Genomic DNA, 20946 nt, shown 5'->3' with positions numbered 1-20946 from the left:
CCCTGCCCGGCCAACAGCCAAGCTTCATTCATTCTGGATGCCGATGGAGATCAAAACAAGGTTGTCCTACAAGCGGTCAGGCCGCAAAAAAAAGCCCCTGCACAGGGCAGGGGCTTTCGCTTGAGTGACGCAGCTCGTTCAGGCGTCCGGGTCGTACATGCAGTGCTTGATCTTGTGGCGGTTGGCGATCAGTTCTTCCATCGTCGGCTTGCCGGTCATCGCGCGCTGGATGGCCAGCTTCATCGCTTCATAGTTGGTGCGGTACAGGTCCTTCATGTCGAGATTGGGGTCCTTGACCGCATTCGGATCCAGCCACACCAGATCGATGATGACGAGTTCATCCACCAGTTCCTTCGGGATGACGCCCTCTGCAACGCTGTCGACGACGGCATCGGCAGTGGCCGACTGCACCACGCCGCCCAGCAGTTCGACCGTGCGCGAATTCTTGATCGTCACCTTGGGCACCATCATGGTCGCCGGCTTGGCCATCTGGTTGCAGTCGCGCACGGCGAGCATGCGTGTGTGGCCGGCGGTCTGGCCCATCATCTGGGCGAAGGCCTGGCCAACCGGGCCGTCGATGGAACCGATGACGATTTCCGGCATGGCGTCGGTGAACTGGCCTTCCTTGGCGAAGACGGTGGCTTCACCGATCTTCATCACGATGCGTTCGGACATATTGCTTCCTTTTCAACAGATTAAAAATTCGGTCGCCGCGAAACCCGCTTCGGGCCGCAGCTCATTCACCACGAATTCTAGCGCGCAGGCGGTCGATCTCGCGCCGCTGTGTCTTGGTCGGCCGGCCGTGCAGGCCGACCGAAGGTTCAGGCTGAAGCCGGCGCAGTTCGCGGGCCGCCTCGCGCGCGGCCATGCTTTCGGCCGTCTCTTCATACAGCGTGCGGGCGACCTCGGCCGGGCCGCGCTTGCCCGACAGCGCCTGCACGATCACCGTGTAGCGCACTTCGCCGGTCTGGATGTCCAGACGGTCGCCGATGCGCACTTCACGCGACGGTTTGGCGCGCGCCTCGTTGAGCTGGATGCGGCCGGCGTCGATCGCGTCCGCCGCCAGCGTGCGTGTCTTGAAGAAACGGGCCGCCCACAGCCACTTGTCCAGCCGCAGCCGCTCGCGCGTGTCGTCGTTCTGCCCGCTCATCGCATCACGGCAGCAGGCGCTCGCCCGCGTAAAGGTCTTCGATGCGCTCGCGGGCGCGGATCAGGTGGCAGGTGTCGCCCTCCACCATCACTTCGGCTGCGCGCGCGCGCGTGTTGTAGTTCGAACTCATGGTCATGCCGTAGGCGCCGGCGGAAAAGATCACCACCAGGTCTTCCGGCTCGACCGCCAGTTGGCGCGCGCGGCCCAGGAAGTCGCCGCTTTCGCACACCGGACCGACCACGTCGTAGGTGTCGGGCGCGCCGTGCGGACGCACTTCGGCGATGCGGTGGAAGGCGTCGTACAGAGCCGGGCGGGCGAGGTCGTTCATCGCCGCGTCGATGATGGCGAAGTTGCGGTCCTCCCCGCGCTTCAGGTACTCGACCTTCGACAGCAGCACGCCGGCGTTGCCGACCAGCGAGCGGCCGGGTTCGAGCAGCAGCCTCTCCTTGCGGCCCGCGATCACGGACAGCAAGGGGGCGAGATAGTCGCGCGTAGCGGGTACCGCCTCGTCGTCGTAGCGGATGCCGAGACCGCCGCCCAGATCGAGGTGATGCAACTCGATGCCGTCGCGGTTCAGTGCTTCGGCCAGCGCGACCACCTTGGCGGCGGCTTCGGCGACCGGTGCCGGATCCAGCAGCTGGGAGCCGATGTGACAGGCGATGCCGCGGATGTCCAGCTGCGGCATCTCGGCCGCGGTCAGATAGAGCGCGTGTGCATCGGTGATCGGCACGCCGAACTTGTTGCACTTCAGGCCGGTGGAGATGTAGGGATGCGTCTTCGGATCGACGTCCGGATTCACGCGCAGCGCGATCGGGGCGCGCTTGCCAAGACTGCCGGCGACTTCGGCGAGGCGGTGGAGCTCGGGTTCGGATTCGACGTTGAAACAGTAGATGCCGTGTTCGAGCGCCGCGCGCATTTCGTCGCGCGTCTTGCCGACACCGGAAAAGACGACCCTGGCCGGATCACCGCCTGCGGCGAGGACGCGTGCCAGTTCGCCGCCGGACACGATGTCGAAGCCGGTACCGAGGCGCGCGAACAGATTCAGGATGGCGAGGTTCGAATTCGATTTCACCGCGTAGCACAGCATGGCGTCGCGCCCGGTCAGCGCCTCGGCGTAGGCCGCATGGGCGTCGGTCAGCGCGGCGCGGGAATAGACGAAGGTCGGGGTGCCGAACTCGGCGGCGATGCGTTCGAGCGAAACACCTTCAGCAAACAGGCTGCCGTCGCGGGATTCGAAGTGCTTCATTGCGCGGGCACCTTGCTATCATCCCGGGAAGGTGCTGCCGGAGCCGTCTTCGGCGTGGCAGGGGCTGCGGCTGCCGGTGGCCGCACCGTGTCTTTCGGCGGCAGCGTCAGGGGGCCCTTGGTGCCGCAACCGGCGAGGATCAGGGTCAGTGCGGCAATGCGCACGAGCGTGCTGGAAAACATGTCAGGTAGCCGGTAATGAACGAGAACGAATTTAACAAATTGGCCGATGCAACGCTGGCCAAGATCGAGCAGGCCGTGGAACGCAGCGGTGCCGACATCGACTATGAACTGCAGGCCGGCGGCGTTCTTGAACTCGAATTCGCCAACGGCTCGAAAATGGTGATCAACCGGCATGGCGTGGCCCAGGAAATCTGGGTGGCGGCGCGCTCCGGCGGCTTTCATTTCCGGCCGGAAGATGGTCGCTGGATCGGGACGCGCGACGGGGCCGAGTTGATGCAGGCACTGGAAACCCTGCTCAGCCAGCAGGCCGGCGAACCGGTGCGCCTGATGCCCTGAAGTCGGCTGCGCCGCCGATCCCTGCAGACCCGGGAACGATGTGGCCCGAGGGCGACGGTCCGGAAGGCGGTACAGGTGTCGGCGGCGCATCCGGCACGATTTCCCCTTCGGACGCCGGTCCTTCGGGTTCGTCGGGAATCGACTCCGGTGCGGGCGGCATGTGTTCCTCGTACATCAGATCGGTGCGCGGATTGCCCCGCGCGTCCTCACCGGCGTTGATGCTGATCAGACCATCGGGCAGGGGCAGTCGCTCCTCCGGAACGTCCTTCAGCGCGTGGCGCATGTAGTCCACCCACATCGGCAGCGCGGCAGAACCACCGGTTTCGCCTCGGCCTAGCGAGCGCGGCGTGTCGAAACCGATCCACGCAACCGTGACATGCGACGGCTGATAACCGCAGAACCACGCATCGAGGTATTCGTTCGTGGTGCCCGTCTTGCCGGCAAGATCGCTGCGCTTGAGCTGCAGTGCGCGCGTTGCGGTGCCACGGCGCACCACATCCTGCATCAGGCTATCCATCAGGTAGGCATTGCGCGCGTCGATCACGCGCTGTGATTCGTCACGCGGCGCGGTCGGCGTGAAACGTGCGAGCACCTTGCCGCTTCCGTCCTGAATTTCTCGCACCACGTAAGGCTCGACCCGGAAGCCGCCGTTGGCGAATACCGCGTAGCCGGACGCCATCTGCCATGGCGTCACCGACCCGGCGCCGAGCGCCATCGTCAGATACGGCGGGTGACGCGCCGCATCGAACCCGAAGCGCGTGATGTAGTCCTGCGCGTAGCGCGGCCCGATCGAACGCAGCACGCGGATCGACACCATGTTCTTCGACTTGGCCAGCGCCGTTCTCAGCGAGATCGGTCCATCGTACTTGCCGTCGTAGTTCTTGGGCTGCCAGCTCTGGCTGCCGGTTTCTCCTGCCGACACGACGAGCGGCGTGTCTTCCTCGACCGTCGACGGTGAGTAGCCTTTTTCGAGCGCGGCCGAATAGATGAAGGGCTTGAAGCTCGACCCCGGCTGACGCCAGCCCTGGGTCACGTGGTTGAACTTGCTGCGGTTGAAGTCGAAGCCGCCGACCAGCGCACGCACGGCACCATCGGCGCTGTCGATCGACACCAGCGCCGCCTCGACCTCCGGCATCTGGGCGATCACCCAGCCCAGCTTGGCATCCGGCATCACGCGAACCAGGGCACCGCGACGCAGCCGTCTTGCCGGCGGGGCCTTGTCGTCAAGCATCGAGCGGGCGAAGCGGATGGCGTCGGCGCCGAGCTTGAGCACCTCGCCACCGCGTTTGTAGACCTTGATCGCGGTCGGGCTGGCTTCAAGAACGACCGCCGCGTGCAGGCCGGCGGCGTCCGGCTCGTCCTGCAGCAGGTCATCGAGCATTTCATCGTCATCAGCGACTACGTCCTTCAGGTCGATGAAGGCCTCCGCGCCCCGATAGCCGTGCCGGCGGTCGTAATCGAGCACGCCCTTGCGCACCGCTTCGATCGCCGCTGCCTGATCGGTGCGGCGTATCGTCGTGACGACGCGCAGCCCGAGTCCGTAGGCATTCTCGCCAAATTTCTCCACTGCGATCTGGCGCGCCATCTCGGCCACGAAGTCCGCGCGCTGTTCGGACTGGGCGCCGTCGCGGCGCACCGGCAGCTGCTGTTCGACCGCGGCCGTCCGCGTGGCGTCGTCGATGTACCCGAGGTCCTTCATGCGGCGCAGCACGTAGGCCTGACGCAGCGCGGCGCGCTTGGGATTGACGACCGGGTTGTATTTTGACGGTGCCTTGGGCAGCCCGGCCAGCATCGCTGATTCTGCCACGCTAAGGTCTGCGAGGTTTTTGCCGAAATAGGCTCTGGACGCGGCAGCGAAGCCGTAGGCCCGCTGCCCCAGATAGATCTGATTGATGTAGAGCTCGAGTATCTGGTCTTTTGTCAGGCTGTTCTCGATTTTGAATGCGAGCAGGGCTTCATAGACTTTGCGGCGCAAGGTGCGCTCGCTGGACAGGAAGAAGTTGCGCGCCACCTGCATGGTGATGGTGCTTGCGCCCTGACTCCGTCCGGAGGTGGTCATGTTGGACAGGGCGGCACGGGCGATGCCCACGTAGTCGATGCCGTAATGCTGGTAGAAGCGCTCGTCCTCGGCAGCGATGATGGCCTGCTTCAGCGAATCGGGAACCTGGGCGATCGGAACGACCGATCGCCGCTCTTCACCGAACTCGCCGATCAGATGCCCGTCGGCGCTGTAGACGCGCAGCGGGATCTTGGGCCGGTAGTCGGTGAGGATGTCGAGCGACGGCAGTTGCGGGTAGGCAAGCAGAACGACGATCAACGCAAGTGCGGCGCCGATGAGCAGCAAGCCCGCTAGAGCAGCCAACGGGTAGAGGAGCCAGCGAAGGACGGGGGGCAAGAGGACGGATTTCCGGACAGGCAACAAGCGCGAATTATAGCTGGCGGACCCGAAGAAGCCCCGCCTCGCGCTTACCCAAAATTTGTTTACTTGTCGATACCTTGCTGCTAGCATCTTAATGTAAATTGTGAGTATTGGGTCTAATTCACTGTCTTAAAAGGAAAAAGCTTGGCCTTCGACCTGTCGATTTTTAACCCGGGAGCGCGCCCTTTACTGGGGTTGGATGTGTCGTCCTCGGCGGTCAAGCTGGTCGAGCTGTCACGGACAGCGAAAGGCGAGCACCGCATCGAGCGCTATGCCACGGAAAATCTGCCGCGCGATTCGGTGGTGGATGGCAACATCGCCAAGCTCGATGACGTGGCCGATGCGGTCCGCCGCGCCTGGAAGCGCATGGGTACGTCGACGCGCAATGTCGCGCTGGCGTTGCCCGCAGCGGCGGTCATCACCAAGAAGATCATCGTTCCGGCCAATCAGCGCGAGCAGGAGCTCGAAGTGCTGGTCGAGTCGGAAGCCAATCAGTACATCCCTTTCCAGCTCGATGAAGTGAATCTCGACTTTCAGGTGGTCGGCCCGGCGCCGGGCAGCCCGGATGAAGTCGAGGTGCTGATCGCCGCATCGCGCAAGGAAAAGGTGGAAGACCGCGTGGCCATCGCCGAAGCGGCCGGCCTGCGCGCGGTGGTCGTTGATGTCGAGTCCTACGCCGCACAGGCGGCATTCGAACTGGTCGAGAAGCAGCTGCCCGACGGCGGCAAGGACACCAACATCGTGCTGGTCGATGTCGGTGCCAACGTGATGAACGTGATCATCCTGCGCAACGACCAGCCGGTGTATTCCCGTGAACAGGCTTTCGGCGGTTATCAGCTGACGCAGGACATCATGCGCAACTACGGCATGAGCCCGGAAGAAGCGGAGGCGGCGAAGCGCACCAATACGCTGCCGGAAAACTTCGAGAACGATCTGCTGCGCCCCTTCATGGACAACCTGGCGCTCGAGGTGTCACGCGCGCTTCAGTTCTTCTTCACCTCGACGCAATACAACAGCGTCGATCACATCGTGCTCGCTGGAGGCTGCGCAGTCATTCCGGGGCTCGATGAAGTGGTGGCCAACCGCACGCAGGTGGAAACACGCATCGCCAATCCATTTGTTGATATGCAGCTGTCTTCCGCGGTCACCGCAAAGCGCCTGAGTCAGGATGCGCCGTCGCTGCTTGTCGCCTGCGGCCTCGCCTTGAGGAGGTTCGACGCATGATACGGATCAACCTGCTTCCTCACCGCGAGGAAAAACGCAAAGCAAGACGCCAGCAGTTCGTGGCATTTTCCGGCGCGACACTGCTGTTCGGCGCACTCATCGTCGGTCTGGTCAATGGCGTGATAAATGGTTACGTGTCGGCGCAGGATGAAAAGAACGCCTTCCTCAAGACCGAGATCGCGGTGCTCGACAAGTCGATCGACGAGATCAAGCGTCTGCGCGAGCAGACCGACGCGCTGATCCAGCGCAAGCAGGTCATCGAGTCCTTGCAGGGCAACCGGTCCGAAGCGGTCGGCCTGTTCAACGAACTCGCCAAGAATGTGCCGGAAGGTGTTTACATCCGGAAGGTGTCGCAGCAGGGTGGAAAGATCAACCTGATCGGTTACGCGCAGTCGAACGCCCGCGTATCCAGCCTGATGCGCAACCTCGAATCGTCGCCCCTGCTCGAGCGGCCGACACTGGTGGAAATCAAGGGGTCGAACGTCGACAAGCGTCGCATGAACGAATTCAACCTCGATCTGCACATCACGCGGGCCGCGGACGAAACCGTCGCCAAAGGCAGGAAGACATGAAGGACATCCAGCTTCCGAAGATCGATCTGTCGCGCATCGGGGATGATTTCAGGAACCTCGACCCGAAGGATGTCGGCAACTGGGCGATCCTGCCGAAACTGGCAGTGCTGCTCGGCCTGCTGATCGCCGCAGTCGCTGCCGGCTGGTGGTTCCTGTGGGAACCGCTGATGGTGGAACTGGAACAGAAGCGCGCCGAAGAGCAGACGCTCAAGGAGCAGTGGCTGCAGAAGAAGGGTGAAGCAGTCAATCTCGAACAGTATCAGCAGCAGTTGAGCGATATCGACCGGTCTTTCGGGGCCCTGCTGAAGCAGCTGCCGAACAAGGCGGAAATGGAATCGCTGCTGGTGGACATCAGCCAGGCCGGCCTGAGCCGTGGCCTGCAGTTCGAGATCTGGCGTCCGGGCAGCGAAGCGGTCAAGGATTTCTACGCCGAACTTCCAATCACGCTGCGGGTGACCGGCGGATACCACGATCTCGGCAGTTTCGCGGGTGACGTGGCCAAGCTGTCGCGCATCGTAACGATCGGCTCGATCGGCATCGAGTCGGGCAAGGATGGATTGTTGAAGATGGATGCGGTGGCGACCACTTACCGCTACCTGGACGAGGAAGAACTGGCCCGCGTGAAGCGCGAAAAGGCAGAGCGCGAAAAGGGGAACAAGAAGTGAGGCGCGCATTGACCCTCGCCATGCTGTGCAGCGGTCTGGTGGCCTGCGGTTCGGAGGACCATCAAGACCTGCGCGCATGGATGGAACAGAGCACCCAGGGGCTGAAGGGACAGGTCAAGCCACTGCCCGAAATCAAGCCTTCGATCATCGTCGCCTATGAAACCGAGTCGCTGATCGACCCGTTCAGCGCGGCCAAGATCGAACCCGAGCGCAAGAAGGGTGGCGGCGGTGGCGGTGTGGGTCCGGATCTGGATCGCCGCAAGGAACCACTCGAACAGTACCCGCTCGATTCGCTTGCCATGGTGGGCGTGCTGCAGCAAGGCAAGGTCGCGTATGCGCTGATCAAGGCCGACACGACATTGCACCGGGTCAGGTCAGGGAATTACATGGGTCAGAATTTCGGTGTCATCACGGCCATTGCGGATGACGGCATCACCCTCAAGGAAATCGTTCAGGACGCGGACGGCGAATGGGTCGAACGTACCAGTACGCTCCAGTTGCTGGAGCAGGAGACAAACAAATGAATTTCGTCCGCAAGATCGCGTGCCTGATCGTGGCCCTTGGCGCAAGCCTGATACCCGTTACGGCGCTTGCCCAGAGCCAGCCCAACAGCATCGAATCCATTCTGGTGTCGCAGCAAGGCGGCGAGGTGCTGATCAAGGTCACCACCAAGACCGAACTGCCTGCGGTTCCGGCCAACTTCAGCGTCGCATCGCCCGCACGCGTGGCGTTCGATTTCCCCGCCACCGGCAATGCCGTGGGGCGCAACTCGCAGACCGTGAATGAGGCGCATCTGCGCAGCTACAACATCGTCGAAGTCGGCGATCGCACTCGTCTGGTGCTGAATCTGAACAAGCTGTCGCCGTTCAATACCCGCATTTCCGGGCGTGATCTCTACATCAGTCTCGCGATGCCGGCCAGTTCCGAGGCAGTTGCCCAGTCCGACAACGTGTCGCGCTTTGCCGAGCCGGGTGTGTCGCAGGACGCGCAGATGCTGCGCAACGTGGGGTTCCGTCGCGGCAAGGATGGCGAAGGCCGCGTGGTGGTCGAACTGTCCGACCCGAATACCGGCATCGACATCCGTCAGCAAGGTTCCAAGCTGGTGGTCGAGTTCCTGCGCGCTTCGGTGGCCGACGAATTCCTGAAGCGCTACGACGTGACCGATTTCGGCACGCCGATCACCCAGATGGAAGTCGTGCGCTCGGGCGCCAACACGCGCCTCACCGTGACGCCGACCGGCCTGTGGGAGCACAACGCCTACCAGAGCGAGAATCAGTTCATCCTCGAAGTGAAGCGGCTGGTCGAAGATCCGAACAAGCTGGTTCAGGGCAGCAAACCCGGCTACCAGGGCGAAAAGCTGTCGCTGAATTTCCAGAACATCGACGTCCGTTCCGTGCTTCAGGTCATTGCCGACTTCACCGACAACAACATCATCACGTCGGACACGGTGGGCGGTTCGCTCACCCTGCGTCTGAAGGATGTGCCGTGGGATCAGGCGCTCGACATCATTCTCGACGCCAAGGGCCTCGACAAGCGCAAGACCGGCAATGTGATCTGGATCGCGCCGCGCGACGAGCTGTCGGCCAAGGAAAAGCTTGCTCTGGAAAGCCAGCAGCAGGTGAGCGAACTCGAGCCGCTGCGTACCGAAACCTTTCAGTTGAATTATCACAAGGCCGATGTGCTGCACAAGGCGATCACCGACGACAAGGACAAGCGTTTCCTGTCCAAGCGGGGTTCGATCGTGATGGACGTGCGCACCAACAAGCTGATCGTGACCGACATCCCCAGCCGCCTTGAGGACATCCGCCGCATCCTGAGCGAACTCGATATCGCAACCCGTCAGGTGCTGATCGAAGCGCGCATCGTCGAAGCGAACGAAGACTTCGCCAAGAACCTGGGCGCGCGTCTGGGTCTGAACCAGGCACAGTCCGGATCGGTGCAGCTTGGACGGGCCGGTTTGAACATCGGGGGTTCTTCACTGGCGACCGGCTTCCAGACCGGTCAGGTACAGAGCCAGCCCAACTTCACTACGGATTCGCTCGGGGTCAATCTGCGTGCATCGAACATCAGCGGCCGCTCGCCGGGCCAGCTGTCCTTCGTGCTGTTCAACTCGGCAGCGACGCGTTTCCTGAATCTGGAATTGTCCGCCCTCGAACAGGACGGCAAGGGCAAGGTGATTTCGAGCCCGCGTGTCATGACATCGGACCAGAACGAGGCACTGATCGAACAGGGTGTTGAAATTCCGTATCAGCAGGCCACCAGCTCAGGCGCGACCAGCATTTCCTTCCGCAAGGCCAACCTGATGCTGAAGGTGAAGCCGCAGATCACGCCGGACGGACGCGTACAGATGGCACTCGACATCAACAAGGACACGCCGAACACCCAGCTGGCCACCGGTGCCGGTGTGGCCATCGACACCAAGCACGTCAAGACCGATGTGCTGGTCGAAAATGGCGGCACGGTGGTGATTGGCGGTATCTACACCCAGGAAGAGCGCCGCAGCCAGACGCGCGTACCCTTCCTCGGCGACCTGCCGTATGTCGGCTTCCTGTTCCGCAACACGGAAACCCGCGACAACCGCGCCGAGCTGCTCATCTTCGTGACACCGCGCATCGTCAGCGACAACCTCACGTTGCGCTGATCCTGAATCCACCGGTCGGGCGGCCCCAAAAATGAGGCCGTCAGCCGGGGCGGGCCGGCACTGCTAGAATCCGGCCCGTGGAACACAGCGACAACATCATTCTCGTCGGCCTGATGGGCGCCGGCAAAACCACGGTCGGACGGCAGCTTGCGCGACGCCTGCGCAAGCGCTTCGTCGACTGCGATCACGAGATCGAAGCGCGCACCGGCGTCAGCATTCCGACCATCTTCGAAATCGAGGGTGAAGCGGGCTTTCGCCGGCGCGAAAGCGCGGTGATCGAGGCGCTCGCCCAGGAATCGGGGCTGGTACTGGCTACCGGCGGTGGCGCCGTACTCGACCCGATGAACCGGAAGCACCTGCAGGCCGGTGGCTGGGTTGTCTATCTCGACGTGCCGCCCGACGTGCTCTGGCATCGTACGCGCGGCGACCGCAACCGGCCGCTGCTGCAGGTCCAGGATCCGCGTGCCCGGGTGCGCGAACTGCACGGCATCCGCGATCCACTGTACCGCGAGGTCGCGGATTTCATTGTCGAAAGCGGGCTGGGCAGTCCCCTGACCATCGTTCGTCAACTTGAACGGGAATACCTGAGCCGATGCGCAGCCTGAATGTCGCCCTCGATGAGCGTGCCTACGACATCCATATCGGTCGCGGCCTGATCGATCGTGGCGACCTGTTTGCGTCGGTGCTCAAACGCAAGCGCGCGGTCGTCATCAGCAATGAGGTGGTGGCGCCGCTGTACGCCGCGCGCGTGCTTGCGGCCCTCGATTCGGTCGATGTCGCCCATCAGCTGGTGGTGCTGCCCGATGGCGAGGCGCACAAGGATTGGCCGACGCTGAATCTCATTTTCGATGCGCTGCTGGGCGCCCGGGTCGAACGTTCGACCACGCTAATCGCACTGGGCGGCGGCGTCATCGGCGACATGGTCGGTTTCGCCGCGGCCACCTATCAGCGCGGTGTGCCCTTCATCCAGGTGCCGACCACGCTGCTGTCGCAGGTGGATTCCAGCGTCGGCGGCAAGACCGCCATCAATCACCCGCTGGGCAAGAACATGATCGGCGCCTTCCATCAGCCGAAGCTGGTGCTGGCCGACATCGACACGCTCGATACCCTGCCGGAGCGCGAACTGAAGGCCGGCCTGGCCGAAGTGATCAAGTACGGCCTGATTCGCGACCGCGAATTCTTCGACTGGCTGGAAATCAACATGCCGCGGCTGCTGGCGCGCGACGCCGACGCACTGGCTTTTGCCATCGAACGGTCCTGCCGAAACAAGGCCGAGGTGGTGATCGAGGACGAAACCGAAACCGGTGTGCGGGCGCTTCTCAATCTGGGTCACACCTTCGGCCATGCGATCGAAACGGGTCTGGGCTACGGCGAATGGCTGCACGGCGAAGCCGTGGCGGCCGGCACGTTGATGGCGGCCGAGCTGTCGCGCCGGCTGGGCTGGCTGGGCGACGCCGATATCGCGCGCATCCGCGGCATTCACGAAGCCGCCGGCCTGGCGCTGCGCGGCCCGCGCCTGGGCGTCGACCGCTATCTGGAACTGATGTCGCACGACAAGAAGGTCGAAGCCGGCAAGCTGCGGCTGGTGCTGCTGCGCGCCATCGGCGATGCAGTGGTGTGGGGTGAGGCGACAAGGCTCGACGTCGCATCGGCGATCGAACAGTGCTGCGCCGATGTCTGAACTGGCGCCGTACGCCGCATGCGAAGGCAACTCGCGGGGCCGTGTGCATGCCGAAGACGCACCGTCCGAGCGCAGCCAGTTCCAGCGCGACCGCGACCGCATCATCCACAGCACTGCGTTCCGCCGCCTTGAATACAAGACGCAGGTGTTCGTCAATCACGAGGGTGACCTCTTCCGGACGCGGCTGACGCACAGCATCGAAGTGGCGCAGATCGCCCGCTCGATCGCACGCGCGCTGCGGGTGAATGAGGACCTGGTCGAAGCGATCTCGCTATCGCATGACCTCGGCCATACGCCATTCGGCCACGCCGGCCAGGACGCACTGAACGAGTGCATGCGCGAACACGGCGGTTTCGAGCACAACCTGCAGAGTCTGCGCACGGTCGATCTGCTGGAGGAGCGCTACGGCGCCTTCGACGGGCTGAACCTCACGTTCGAAACGCGCGAAGGCATCCTGAAACACTGCTCGCCGGCCCGCGCGCGAGACCTCGGCGATCTGGGTCGGCGCTTCATCGAGCGCACCCAGCCGACCATCGAGGCGCAGATCTGCAATCTGGCCGATGAAATCGCCTATAACAACCACGACGTCGACGACGGTCTGCGCTCCGGCCTGATCACGCTCGAACAGCTGGAAGACGTGCCGGTGTTTGCGCGCTACCGGCGCGAAGTGCTCGCGCTGTACCCGCAGATCACCGGGCGGCGCATGATCCATGAAACGATCCGGCGCATGATCAATGCGCAAGTGGTTGATCTGGTGGCGGAATCCCGTGCGCGCATCGCAGCGGCAGCGCCGGAGTCGATCGAGGACGTGCGCGGCGGGCCGGAGCTCGTCGCCTACAGTGACGCGATGCGAGCGGAACAGCGCACCCTGAAGCACTTCCTGCGCGACGAGCTGTACCGCCATTATCAGGTGCTGCGCATGACGGCCAAGGCGCGACGCATCGTGGCCGAACTGTTCGGCGCTTTCCACGGTGATCCGAAGTTGCTGCCGCCGCAGTACCAGTCCATGGCGAAGGATGACCGCGCGCGTGCCATCGCCGATTACATCGCCGGCATGACCGACCGTTACGCCATGCGCGAACATCGCCGGCTGTTCGCCGTCGGCGACATCTGAAGCGACCTCCGCACGCCGCGCCTCACGCCAGATCCCGTCACGTTTTGATGCACCGCGGAACGAGTATTGTCTGCGGCCGTGCATGTCCGTATACTCCGTCGTCCACCCCAAAAGTGCCCGGAGCGGCTTCAGCGTTGAAGCGGCCAGGCCACCCGAGCCGGTGCCCACATCGTCCCGCCGTCAGGCGATGATCGTGGAAGCCGGCTTTTTCACGGGCTTGGAGGTGCGAATTCCCGCAGTGCGACAGGCCGCAGGGCCGGTTCCGTGCGCGGTTGGCAAACGAGTTCCGAGGACGAATGCAATGGGTCTTCCCCATACTCAAGGTCTGTACGACCCCGAAAACGAGCACGATGCATGTGGTGTGGGTTTCGTTGCGAACATCAAGAATCGCACGTCGCACGACATCATCGAAAAGGGTCTGCTGATCCTGAAGAACCTCGACCATCGGGGTGCCACCGGTTACGACCCGATGCTCGGCGACGGTGCGGGCATCCTGATCCAGCTGCCCGACGCGTTGCTGCGCGACGAGGCCGGCAAACTCGGCATCACGCTGCCCGCCGCTGGCGATTACGCCTGCGGAACCGTTTTCCTGCCGCAATCCGCCAATGGCGCCGCCGCCTGTGAATCGGTCGTGGCGCGCATCATTCATGAAGAGGGCCTGACCTTCCTCGGCTGGCGCGACCTGCCGCGCGACAGCAGCGTGCTGGCCGAAGCGGCCCGTGCGATGGAGCCGCAGATGCGCCAGGTGCTGATCGCACGCCCGGACACCGTGGCCGACCAGACCGCCTTCGAGCGCAAGTTGTTCGTCGTGCGCAAGCGCGTCGAACATGCGGTGCGCGCGCTCAAGCTGTCCGATGTCGGCCAGTTCTACATTCCGTCGCTGTCGTCGCGCACCATTGTTTACAAGGGCATGCTGCTGGCCAACCAGGTGGGCGAGTACTTCCTCGATCTGCAGGACAGCCGCGCGATGTCGGCGCTGGCCCTCGTGCATCAGCGCTTCTCGACCAATACCTTCCCGACCTGGGATCTGGCCCATCCCTTCCGCATGATTGCCCACAACGGTGAAATCAACACCGTACGCGGCAACATCAACTGGATGAAGGCGCGCCAGAAGTCGATGAAGTCGGCCGCGCTGGGTGATGACCTCGACAAGCTGTGGCCGCTGATCGTCGAAGGCGGCTCTGACTCCGCATCGTTCGACAACGCGCTCGAACTGCTGGTGATGGGCGGCTACTCGCTCGCCCACGCCATGATGATGCTGATCCCGGAAGCCTGGGCCGGCAATCCGCTGATGGACGAAGAGCGCCGTGCGTTCTACGAATTCCACGCCGCGATCATGGAGCCGTGGGACGGCCCGGCCGCCGTGGCCTTCACCGATGGCCGCCAGATCGGCGCCACGCTCGACCGCAACGGCCTGCGCCCGGCGCGCTTCCTGGTGACCGACGACGACATGGTCGTCATGGCGTCCGAAATGGGCGTGCTGCCGATTCCGGACGAACGCATCATCCAGAAGTGGCGCCTGCAGCCGGGCAAGATGTTCATGATCGACCTCGAAAAGGGCGCGATCATCGAAGACGGCGCGCTCAAGCACGAGCTGTCAACCGAATACCCGTACGACAAGTGGATCACCGATTCGCGCTTCTTCCTGACCGAGCTGGAAGAGGTCGAGTACGCGAACAGCCGCACGGAAACCCTGCTCGATACGCAGCAGGCCTTCGGCTACACGCAGGAAGACATCAAGTTCATTCTCGCGCCGATGGCCTCGGCGGGCGAAGAAGCCGTCGGCTCGATGGGCAACGACTCGACGCTGCCGGTGCTGTCCGACCGCAACAAGCCGCTGTACAGCTACTTCAAGCAGCTGTTCGCGCAGGTGACCAATCCGCCGATCGACCCGATCCGCGAAGAGATCGTCATGTCGCTCGCGTCCTTCATCGGCCCGCGTCCGAACCTGATGGGCGTGGCCGACAACGAAGACGGCCTGACGCCGCGCCTCGAACTGACGCAGCCGGTGCTGACCAACCAGGACCTGATGCGCCTGCGCGACATCGAGCGTCTGACCGGCGGCAAGTATCGCTCGCTGGTGCTCGACATGACCTATCCGGCCGCCGATGGCGCCGCCGGTTGCGAAGCGACCCTCCAGCGCCTGCAGAACGCCGCCGAAAAGTCGGTCGCCGACGGCTTCAACATCGTGCTGCTGTCCGACCGTGCGGTGTCGCGCGAGCGCGTCGCGGTACCCGCGCTGCTCGCCACGTCGGCCGTGCATCACCATCTGGTGCGCAAGGGCCTGCGCACGCTGACCGGTCTGGTCATCGACACCGGTTCGGCACGCGAAACCCATCACTTCGCACTGCTCGCCGGTTATGGCGCCGAGGCGATCTGTCCGTGGCTGGCCTTCGATACCATCGCCGAAATTTCCAACGAGCTGCCGTCCGGGCTGTCGACCAAGGAAGCGTCCAAGCGCTTCATCAAGGCGGTCGGCAAGGGCCTGAACAAGGTCATGTCCAAGATGGGCATTTCGACCTACCAGTCGTACAGCGGCGCGCAGATCTTCGAAGCCATCGGTCTCAATTCGGCCTTCGTGAAGCGCTATTTCACCGGCACGGCCACACAGGTCGAAGGCATCGGCCTGGCGGAAGTCGCCGAAGAGGCGCTGCGCACGCACACCCTGGCCTTCGGCAATGACCCGGTGCTGGCCAATGCGCTCGATGCCGGCGGCGAATACGCCTTCCGCGTCCGCGGCGAAGAGCACATGTGGACGCCGGACGCGATCGCCAAGCTGCAGCATTCGACGCGCGCCAACAAGTACGACACGTACAAGGAATACGCGAAGATCATCAACGACCAGACGAAGCGTCACATGACGCTGCGCGGTCTGTTCGACATCAAGCCGGCCGGCCCGCCGGTGCCGCTGTCGGAAGTCGAATCTGCGGCGGACATCGTCAAGCGCTTCGCCACCGGCGCCATGTCGCTCGGCTCCATCTCGACCGAAGCGCACACCACGCTGGCCATCGCGATGAACCGCATCGGCGGCAAGTCGAATACCGGCGAGGGCGGTGAAGATCCGATCCGCTTCAAGCCGGTGACCGAAGACACCACGCTCGACAAGCTGATCGGCTCGTCGCGCGTCGAAGTCGCGCTGCCGCTGAAGAAGGGCGATTCGCTGCGCTCGAAGATCAAGCAGGTCGCGTCCGGCCGTTTCGGCGTCACCGCCGAATACCTGGCCAGTGCCGACCAGTTGCAGATCAAGATGGCACAGGGTGCCAAGCCGGGCGAGGGCGGTCAGCTGCCTGGCCACAAGGTGTCGGAATACATCGGCTTCCTGCGCCATTCGGTGCCGGGTGTCGGCCTCATTTCGCCGCCGCCGCACCATGACATCTACTCGATCGAAGATCTGGCACAGCTGATCCACGACCTGAAGAACTCGAACCCGCAGGCGTCGGTGTCGGTCAAGCTGGTGTCGGAAATCGGCGTCGGCACTGTCGCCGCTGGCGTGTCGAAGGCCAAGGCCGACCACGTCGTGATCGCCGGTCATGACGGCGGCACCGGTGCCAGCCCGATTTCGTCGATCAAGCACTGCGGTACGCCGTGGGAACTCGGCCTGGCCGAAACCCAGCAGACCCTGGTGCTGAACCGCCTGCGCGGCCGCATCCGCGTGCAGGCCGACGGCCAGATGAAGACCGGTCGCGACGTGCTGATCGGCGCGCTGCTCGGTGCCGACGAATTTGGTTTCGCCACCGCGCCGCTGGTCGTCGAAGGCTGCATCATGATGCGCAAGTGCCATCTGAATACCTGCCCGGTCGGCGTCGCGACCCAGGATCCGGTGCTGCGCAAGAAATTCACCGGCCAGCCGGAACACGTCGTCAATTTCTTCTTCTTCGTAGCCGAAGAGGTGCGCGAATTGATGGCGTCGATGGGCATCCGCAAGTTCGAAGACCTGATCGGCCGCGCCGACCTGCTCGACACGCGTGCCGGCATCGAACACTGGAAGGCACGCGGGCTCGATTTCTCGCGCATCTTCTTCATGCCGCCGGTGCCGGCCGAAGTGTCGCGCTGCCATTCGGAAACGCAGGACCACGGCATCGACCGCGCGCTCGACCATGCGCTGATCGCCAAGGCGAAGGACGCCATCGAAACCGGCAAGCCGGTGGTCATCGAATCGCCGATCACCAATGTGAACCGTACCGCCGGCACGATGCTGTCGCATGCGGTGGCCAGCCGGTACGGCCATGCCGGCCTGCCCGACGGCACCATCACGGTGAAGCTGTCCGGTACCGCAGGCCAGAGCTTCGGTGCCTTCATCGCACGCGGCATCACGCTGGAACTGACCGGACAGGGCAACGACTACGTCGCCAAGGGCCTGTCGGGCGGTCGCATCATCATCAAGCCGAGCGATGCGTTCCGCGGCAAGGCCGAACAGAACATCATCGTCGGCAACACCGTGCTGTACGGCGCGATCGAAGGCGAGTGCTACTTCCGCGGCGTGGCCGGCGAACGCTTCGCGGTGCGCAATTCGGGCGCCATCGCGGTGGTCGAAGGCACCGGTGACCACGGCTGCGAATACATGACCGGCGGCACCGTGGTCGTGCTCGGCCAGACCGGCCGCAACTTCGCCGCCGGCATGTCGGGCGGCGTGGCCTACGTGCTCGACGAGGACGGCAGCTTCGCGAAACGCTGCAACATGTCGATGGTCGAGATCGACTCACTGAGCGGTGATCTGGCGGACGACGCCGACGTCGACGTCATCGGTCGCGCGGTGGTGAATCATGTCGACATGTGCGACGAAGAGATCATCCGTCGCCTGGTCACCCGTCACCTGCACTTCACCGGCTCGGCGCGCGCGCGCGACGTGCTCGACAACTGGGCGCAGTGGCGCGCGAAGTTCGTCAAGGTGATGCCGATCGAATACCGTCGCGCGCTGCGCGAAATGGCTGCCAAGGCGGAAGCGCCGAGCGCAGCCCTGGCCAAGTAACAGGAACACGAGTCATGGGAAAGTCCACCGGTTTTCTTGAATTCCAGCGCCTGTCCGAGGCGTCGCTGCCGGTCGCCGAGCGCGTCCACAACTACCGCGAATTCGTGCTCCACCTGAGCGACGAAGAAGCCAAGGTTCAGGGGGCACGCTGCATGGATTGCGGCATCCCGTTCTGCAACAGCGGCTGCCCGGTCAACAACATCATTCCCGACTTCAATGACCTGGTGTATCGCCAGGACTGGAAGCAGGCGATCGATGTGCTGCATTCGACCAACAACTTCCCGGAATTCACCGGCCGCATCTGCCCGGCGCCGTGCGAAGCCGCCTGTACGCTGACCATCAACAGCGACGCGGTGGGCATCAAGTCGATCGAGCACGCCATCATCGACAAGGCCTGGGAAATGGGCTGGGTCGTGCCGCAGCCGCCGGCCGTCAAGACCGGCAGGAAGGTGGCTGTCGTGGGTTCCGGCCCGGCGGGTCTGGCGGTGGCGCAGCAACTGGCGCGTGTCGGTCACGACGTGACCGTGTTCGAGAAGAACAATCGCGTCGGCGGCCTGCTGCGTTACGGCATCCCCGACTTCAAGATGGAAAAGTCGCACATCGACCGTCGCGTCGCGCAGATGGAAGCCGAGGGCGTCACCTTCCGCACCGGCGTGCGCATCGGTGATCTGCCTGAAGGTTCGCCGGTGCACAGCGACGCCGCAACCGTCATCAGCCCGGCGCAGTTGAACGCCGAGTTCGACGCCGTCGTGCTGGCCGGCGGTGCCGAGCAGCCGCGCGATCTGCCGGTGCCGGGGCGCGACCTCGATGGCGTGCATTTCGCGATGGACTTCCTGCCGCTGCAGAACCGCGTGGTCGCCGGCGACACCGTACCGAACCAGATCATGGCAACCGGCAAGCACGTGGTCGTGATCGGCGGCGGCGACACCGGTTCGGACTGCGTCGGCACGTCGAACCGCCACGGCGCAGCCAGCGTCAGCCAGTTCGAACTGCTGCCGCAGCCGCCGGAAACCGAAAACAAGCCGCTGGTGTGGCCGTACTGGCCGGTCAAGCTGCGTACATCCTCGAGCCACGAAGAAGGCTGCGAGCGTGACTGGGCGGTCGCGACCAAGGAATTCATCGGCGAGAACGGCAAGGTCAAGAAGCTCAAGGCCGTGCGCGTCGAGTGGAAAGACGGCCGCATGCAGGAAGTGCCCGGCTCGGAAACCCTGATGGACGCCGATCTCGTGCTGCTTGCGATGGGTTTCGTCAGCCCGGCCGCCAGCATCCTCGACAGCTTCGGCGTCGAGAAGGACAGCCGTGGCAACGCCAGGGCCACGACCGACGGTGACGGCTGCTACGCGACCAGCGTGCCCAAGGTGTTCGCCGCCGGCGACATGCGTCGCGGCCAGTCGCTCGTCGTGTGGGCGATCCGTGAAGGTCGTCAGTGCGCCCGCGAAGTAGACCAGTTCCTGATGGGTTCATCGACCCTGCCACGCTGATTGCCCGCCCTTCCCGGATCGCCCTGCGGGCGAAAAGGGACGCCGGCCGACCGGCCGGCGTGGCGAACGTCGTCAGTGCGCCCGCGAAGTTGATGCCTTCCTCATGGGTGAGTCGACCCTACCACGCTGATCGCTCGCCCTTCCCGGATCGCCCTGCGGGCGAAAAGGGACGCCGGCCGACCGGCCGGCGTGGAGAGGGTCGTCAATGCGACCGAGAAGTGGATCAATTCCTGATGGGCTCGTCGACCCTGCCACGCTGATCGCTCGCCCGTCCCTTTTCGCCCTGCGGGTGAAAAGGGATCTGGGCGCGGCACTTGTGGGAGCGGCGGCCCCGCCACGATCCTCACTTCGATCTGCGACCATCGCGGAAAGATCGCGGCGAGGCCGCCGCTCCCACAGGCGCAGCGTTCCTCCGGTGACCACAGCGAGGCTTTAAACGCAGGGATTTGTGGGAGTGGCGGCCCCGCCACGATCGGCGCGTCGATCAACGGTAATCGCTGCATGATCGCGGCGAGGCTCTCCCACACGCCGCCGCTCTCACACTAACGCCACGCCCACGAAAAGCCGGTACCCCGGCATCCAGCCTTGGCAGACGCTTGCGACATGGACGCACGACGCTTCTCGTTACGGCAACTTCCGCATCAACATGGGCCGCTCGGCCGGTTGCGCGGGGGGGCGGATCGGCGGGTACAGCGGCTGGGTCGGGAAATGGCGCCGCACGATGCGTGGCGGCACGCCGTACAGACTGTCGTCGAGCACCGCCGGATCGTCGCAATCCACCCTGCGCTGCGCTTCACAGCGCTTTCGCGCCGCGAGGCGGGCGTTTTCTTCCTGCTCGCGGGCTTCCGCGGCCTGGTTGGCTGACTGCTGGCGCAGCGCCTGTTCGACTTCATCGCGTACCGCGCTTCGATCAAGATTCGCCGGTGACACGGGCGCAGCCTGTACATCGGCCGTCGCGCCCGGCGGCCGCGTCACTTTCAGCGGATCCACCGTCGGCACCGGCGTCGAGCGCACGCCGGCCGGCGGCGTGTAGCCGTAGTTGATCACGCCGTTCTCGTCCTTCCAGCGATGCACCGTGTCGGCGGTCGCGATCGTGCTGAAAGAAATCAGCGCGGCGATGTAAAGCGATACGTATCTCATGTCGTAAGTACTCGAAGCCATAGCCTTCATTGGTCCGCACGCGCGGGCTCAGGTTGCATTGTCGGACCACTTTCCCGGCTGTGCGAGAACTGCTGCGCAGCAGGCCAATGTCCCCCAATGCTAGAG

Annotated in this window: 17 protein-coding genes; 11 read left to right on the top strand and 6 right to left on the bottom strand. The window is 64.0% G+C overall.

Features of this window, described 5'->3' with window-relative positions; genetic code table 11:
* Nucleotides 1-138: 138 nt before the first annotated feature.
* The 4 genes from fae to lptM all read right to left on the bottom strand — a co-directional run bounded on the left by fae (nucleotide 139) and on the right by lptM (nucleotide 2578).
* Nucleotides 139-675: a formaldehyde-activating enzyme gene (gene fae / locus BSY238_RS06755; protein WP_069038461.1), complete on the bottom strand. Its 537-nt coding sequence runs from the start codon at nucleotides 673-675 to the stop codon at nucleotides 139-141.
* Between the two features lie 61 nt (nucleotides 676-736).
* Nucleotides 737-1150: an RNA-binding S4 domain-containing protein gene (locus BSY238_RS06750; RefSeq protein WP_069038460.1), complete on the bottom strand. Its 414-nt coding sequence runs from the start codon at nucleotides 1148-1150 to the stop codon at nucleotides 737-739.
* A 4-nt stretch (nucleotides 1151-1154) separates the two neighbouring features.
* The gene (gene lysA, locus BSY238_RS06745; protein ID WP_069038459.1) at nucleotides 1155-2396 is read right to left on the bottom strand and encodes a diaminopimelate decarboxylase; all 1242 of its coding nucleotides are present in this window, start codon (nucleotides 2394-2396) and stop codon (nucleotides 1155-1157) included.
* Nucleotides 2393-2578: an LPS translocon maturation chaperone LptM gene (gene lptM, locus BSY238_RS06740; RefSeq protein ID WP_069038458.1), complete on the bottom strand. Its 186-nt coding sequence runs from the start codon at nucleotides 2576-2578 to the stop codon at nucleotides 2393-2395. The genes lysA and lptM overlap by 4 nt, the downstream gene beginning before the upstream one ends.
* A gap of 15 nt (nucleotides 2579-2593) precedes the next feature.
* On the opposite strand from lptM, the gene cyaY reads away from it, so the two are divergent.
* Complete coding sequence (gene cyaY, locus BSY238_RS06735; protein WP_069038457.1) at nucleotides 2594-2914, top strand: iron donor protein CyaY; 321 nt, start codon at nucleotides 2594-2596, stop codon at nucleotides 2912-2914.
* Here the strand turns inward: cyaY and BSY238_RS06730 are convergent.
* Nucleotides 2874-5309: a penicillin-binding protein 1A gene (locus BSY238_RS06730; protein WP_069038456.1), complete on the bottom strand. Its 2436-nt coding sequence runs from the start codon at nucleotides 5307-5309 to the stop codon at nucleotides 2874-2876. The genes cyaY and BSY238_RS06730 overlap by 41 nt on opposite strands.
* Nucleotides 5310-5477: 168 nt before the next feature.
* Between BSY238_RS06730 and BSY238_RS06725 the strand changes: the two genes are divergently transcribed.
* The 10 genes from BSY238_RS06725 (at nucleotide 5478) to BSY238_RS06680 (ending at nucleotide 19680) form a co-directional block, all read left to right on the top strand.
* Nucleotides 5478-6557 (top strand): pilus assembly protein PilM, encoded by a 1080-nt coding sequence (locus BSY238_RS06725; RefSeq protein WP_223300301.1) that lies wholly within the window; start codon nucleotides 5478-5480, stop codon nucleotides 6555-6557.
* Nucleotides 6554-7129 carry a PilN domain-containing protein gene (locus tag BSY238_RS06720; RefSeq protein WP_069038455.1) on the top strand — a complete coding sequence of 192 codons (576 nt, stop codon included), beginning with the start codon at nucleotides 6554-6556 and terminating at the stop codon, nucleotides 7127-7129. Before BSY238_RS06725 ends, BSY238_RS06720 begins: the two co-directional genes overlap by 4 nt.
* Nucleotides 7126-7794 carry a type 4a pilus biogenesis protein PilO gene (locus BSY238_RS06715; protein WP_069038454.1) on the top strand — a complete coding sequence of 223 codons (669 nt, stop codon included), beginning with the start codon at nucleotides 7126-7128 and terminating at the stop codon, nucleotides 7792-7794. The genes BSY238_RS06720 and BSY238_RS06715 overlap by 4 nt, the downstream gene beginning before the upstream one ends.
* Nucleotides 7791-8318 (top strand): pilus assembly protein PilP, encoded by a 528-nt coding sequence (locus BSY238_RS06710; RefSeq protein WP_069038453.1) that lies wholly within the window; start codon nucleotides 7791-7793, stop codon nucleotides 8316-8318. The genes BSY238_RS06715 and BSY238_RS06710 overlap by 4 nt, the downstream gene beginning before the upstream one ends.
* A complete protein-coding gene (locus tag BSY238_RS06705; RefSeq protein WP_069038452.1) occupies nucleotides 8315-10435 on the top strand; it encodes a type IV pilus secretin PilQ in 2121 nt (706 codons plus the stop codon). Before BSY238_RS06710 ends, BSY238_RS06705 begins: the two co-directional genes overlap by 4 nt.
* Nucleotides 10436-10512: 77 nt before the next feature.
* On the top strand, nucleotides 10513-11040 hold the full coding sequence (locus BSY238_RS06700; RefSeq protein WP_069038451.1) for a shikimate kinase: 528 nt from the start codon (nucleotides 10513-10515) through the stop codon (nucleotides 11038-11040).
* Nucleotides 11028-12116 (top strand): 3-dehydroquinate synthase, encoded by a 1089-nt coding sequence (gene aroB / locus BSY238_RS06695; protein WP_069038450.1) that lies wholly within the window; start codon nucleotides 11028-11030, stop codon nucleotides 12114-12116. Before BSY238_RS06700 ends, aroB begins: the two co-directional genes overlap by 13 nt.
* Nucleotides 12109-13230 (top strand): deoxyguanosinetriphosphate triphosphohydrolase, encoded by a 1122-nt coding sequence (locus BSY238_RS06690; RefSeq protein ID WP_069038449.1) that lies wholly within the window; start codon nucleotides 12109-12111, stop codon nucleotides 13228-13230. The genes aroB and BSY238_RS06690 overlap by 8 nt, the downstream gene beginning before the upstream one ends.
* 301 nt (nucleotides 13231-13531) lie before the next feature.
* Entirely contained in the window at nucleotides 13532-18199 is a 4668-nt protein-coding gene (locus BSY238_RS06685; protein WP_069038448.1) for a glutamate synthase-related protein, read from the top strand.
* A 14-nt stretch (nucleotides 18200-18213) separates the two neighbouring features.
* Entirely contained in the window at nucleotides 18214-19680 is a 1467-nt protein-coding gene (locus BSY238_RS06680; protein WP_069038447.1) for a glutamate synthase subunit beta, read from the top strand.
* Nucleotides 19681-20304: 624 nt separating this feature from the next.
* Here the strand turns inward: BSY238_RS06680 and BSY238_RS06675 are convergent.
* Nucleotides 20305-20820, bottom strand: coding sequence for a DUF4124 domain-containing protein (locus tag BSY238_RS06675; protein ID WP_069038446.1), 516 nt, complete (start codon nucleotides 20818-20820; stop codon nucleotides 20305-20307).
* Between the last annotated feature and the right edge of the window lie 126 nt (nucleotides 20821-20946).

Source organism: Methyloversatilis sp. RAC08 (assembly GCF_001713355.1).
GTDB lineage: Bacteria > Pseudomonadota > Gammaproteobacteria > Burkholderiales > Rhodocyclaceae > Methyloversatilis.
This window is presented reverse-complemented; position numbering and strand designations above follow the sequence as displayed.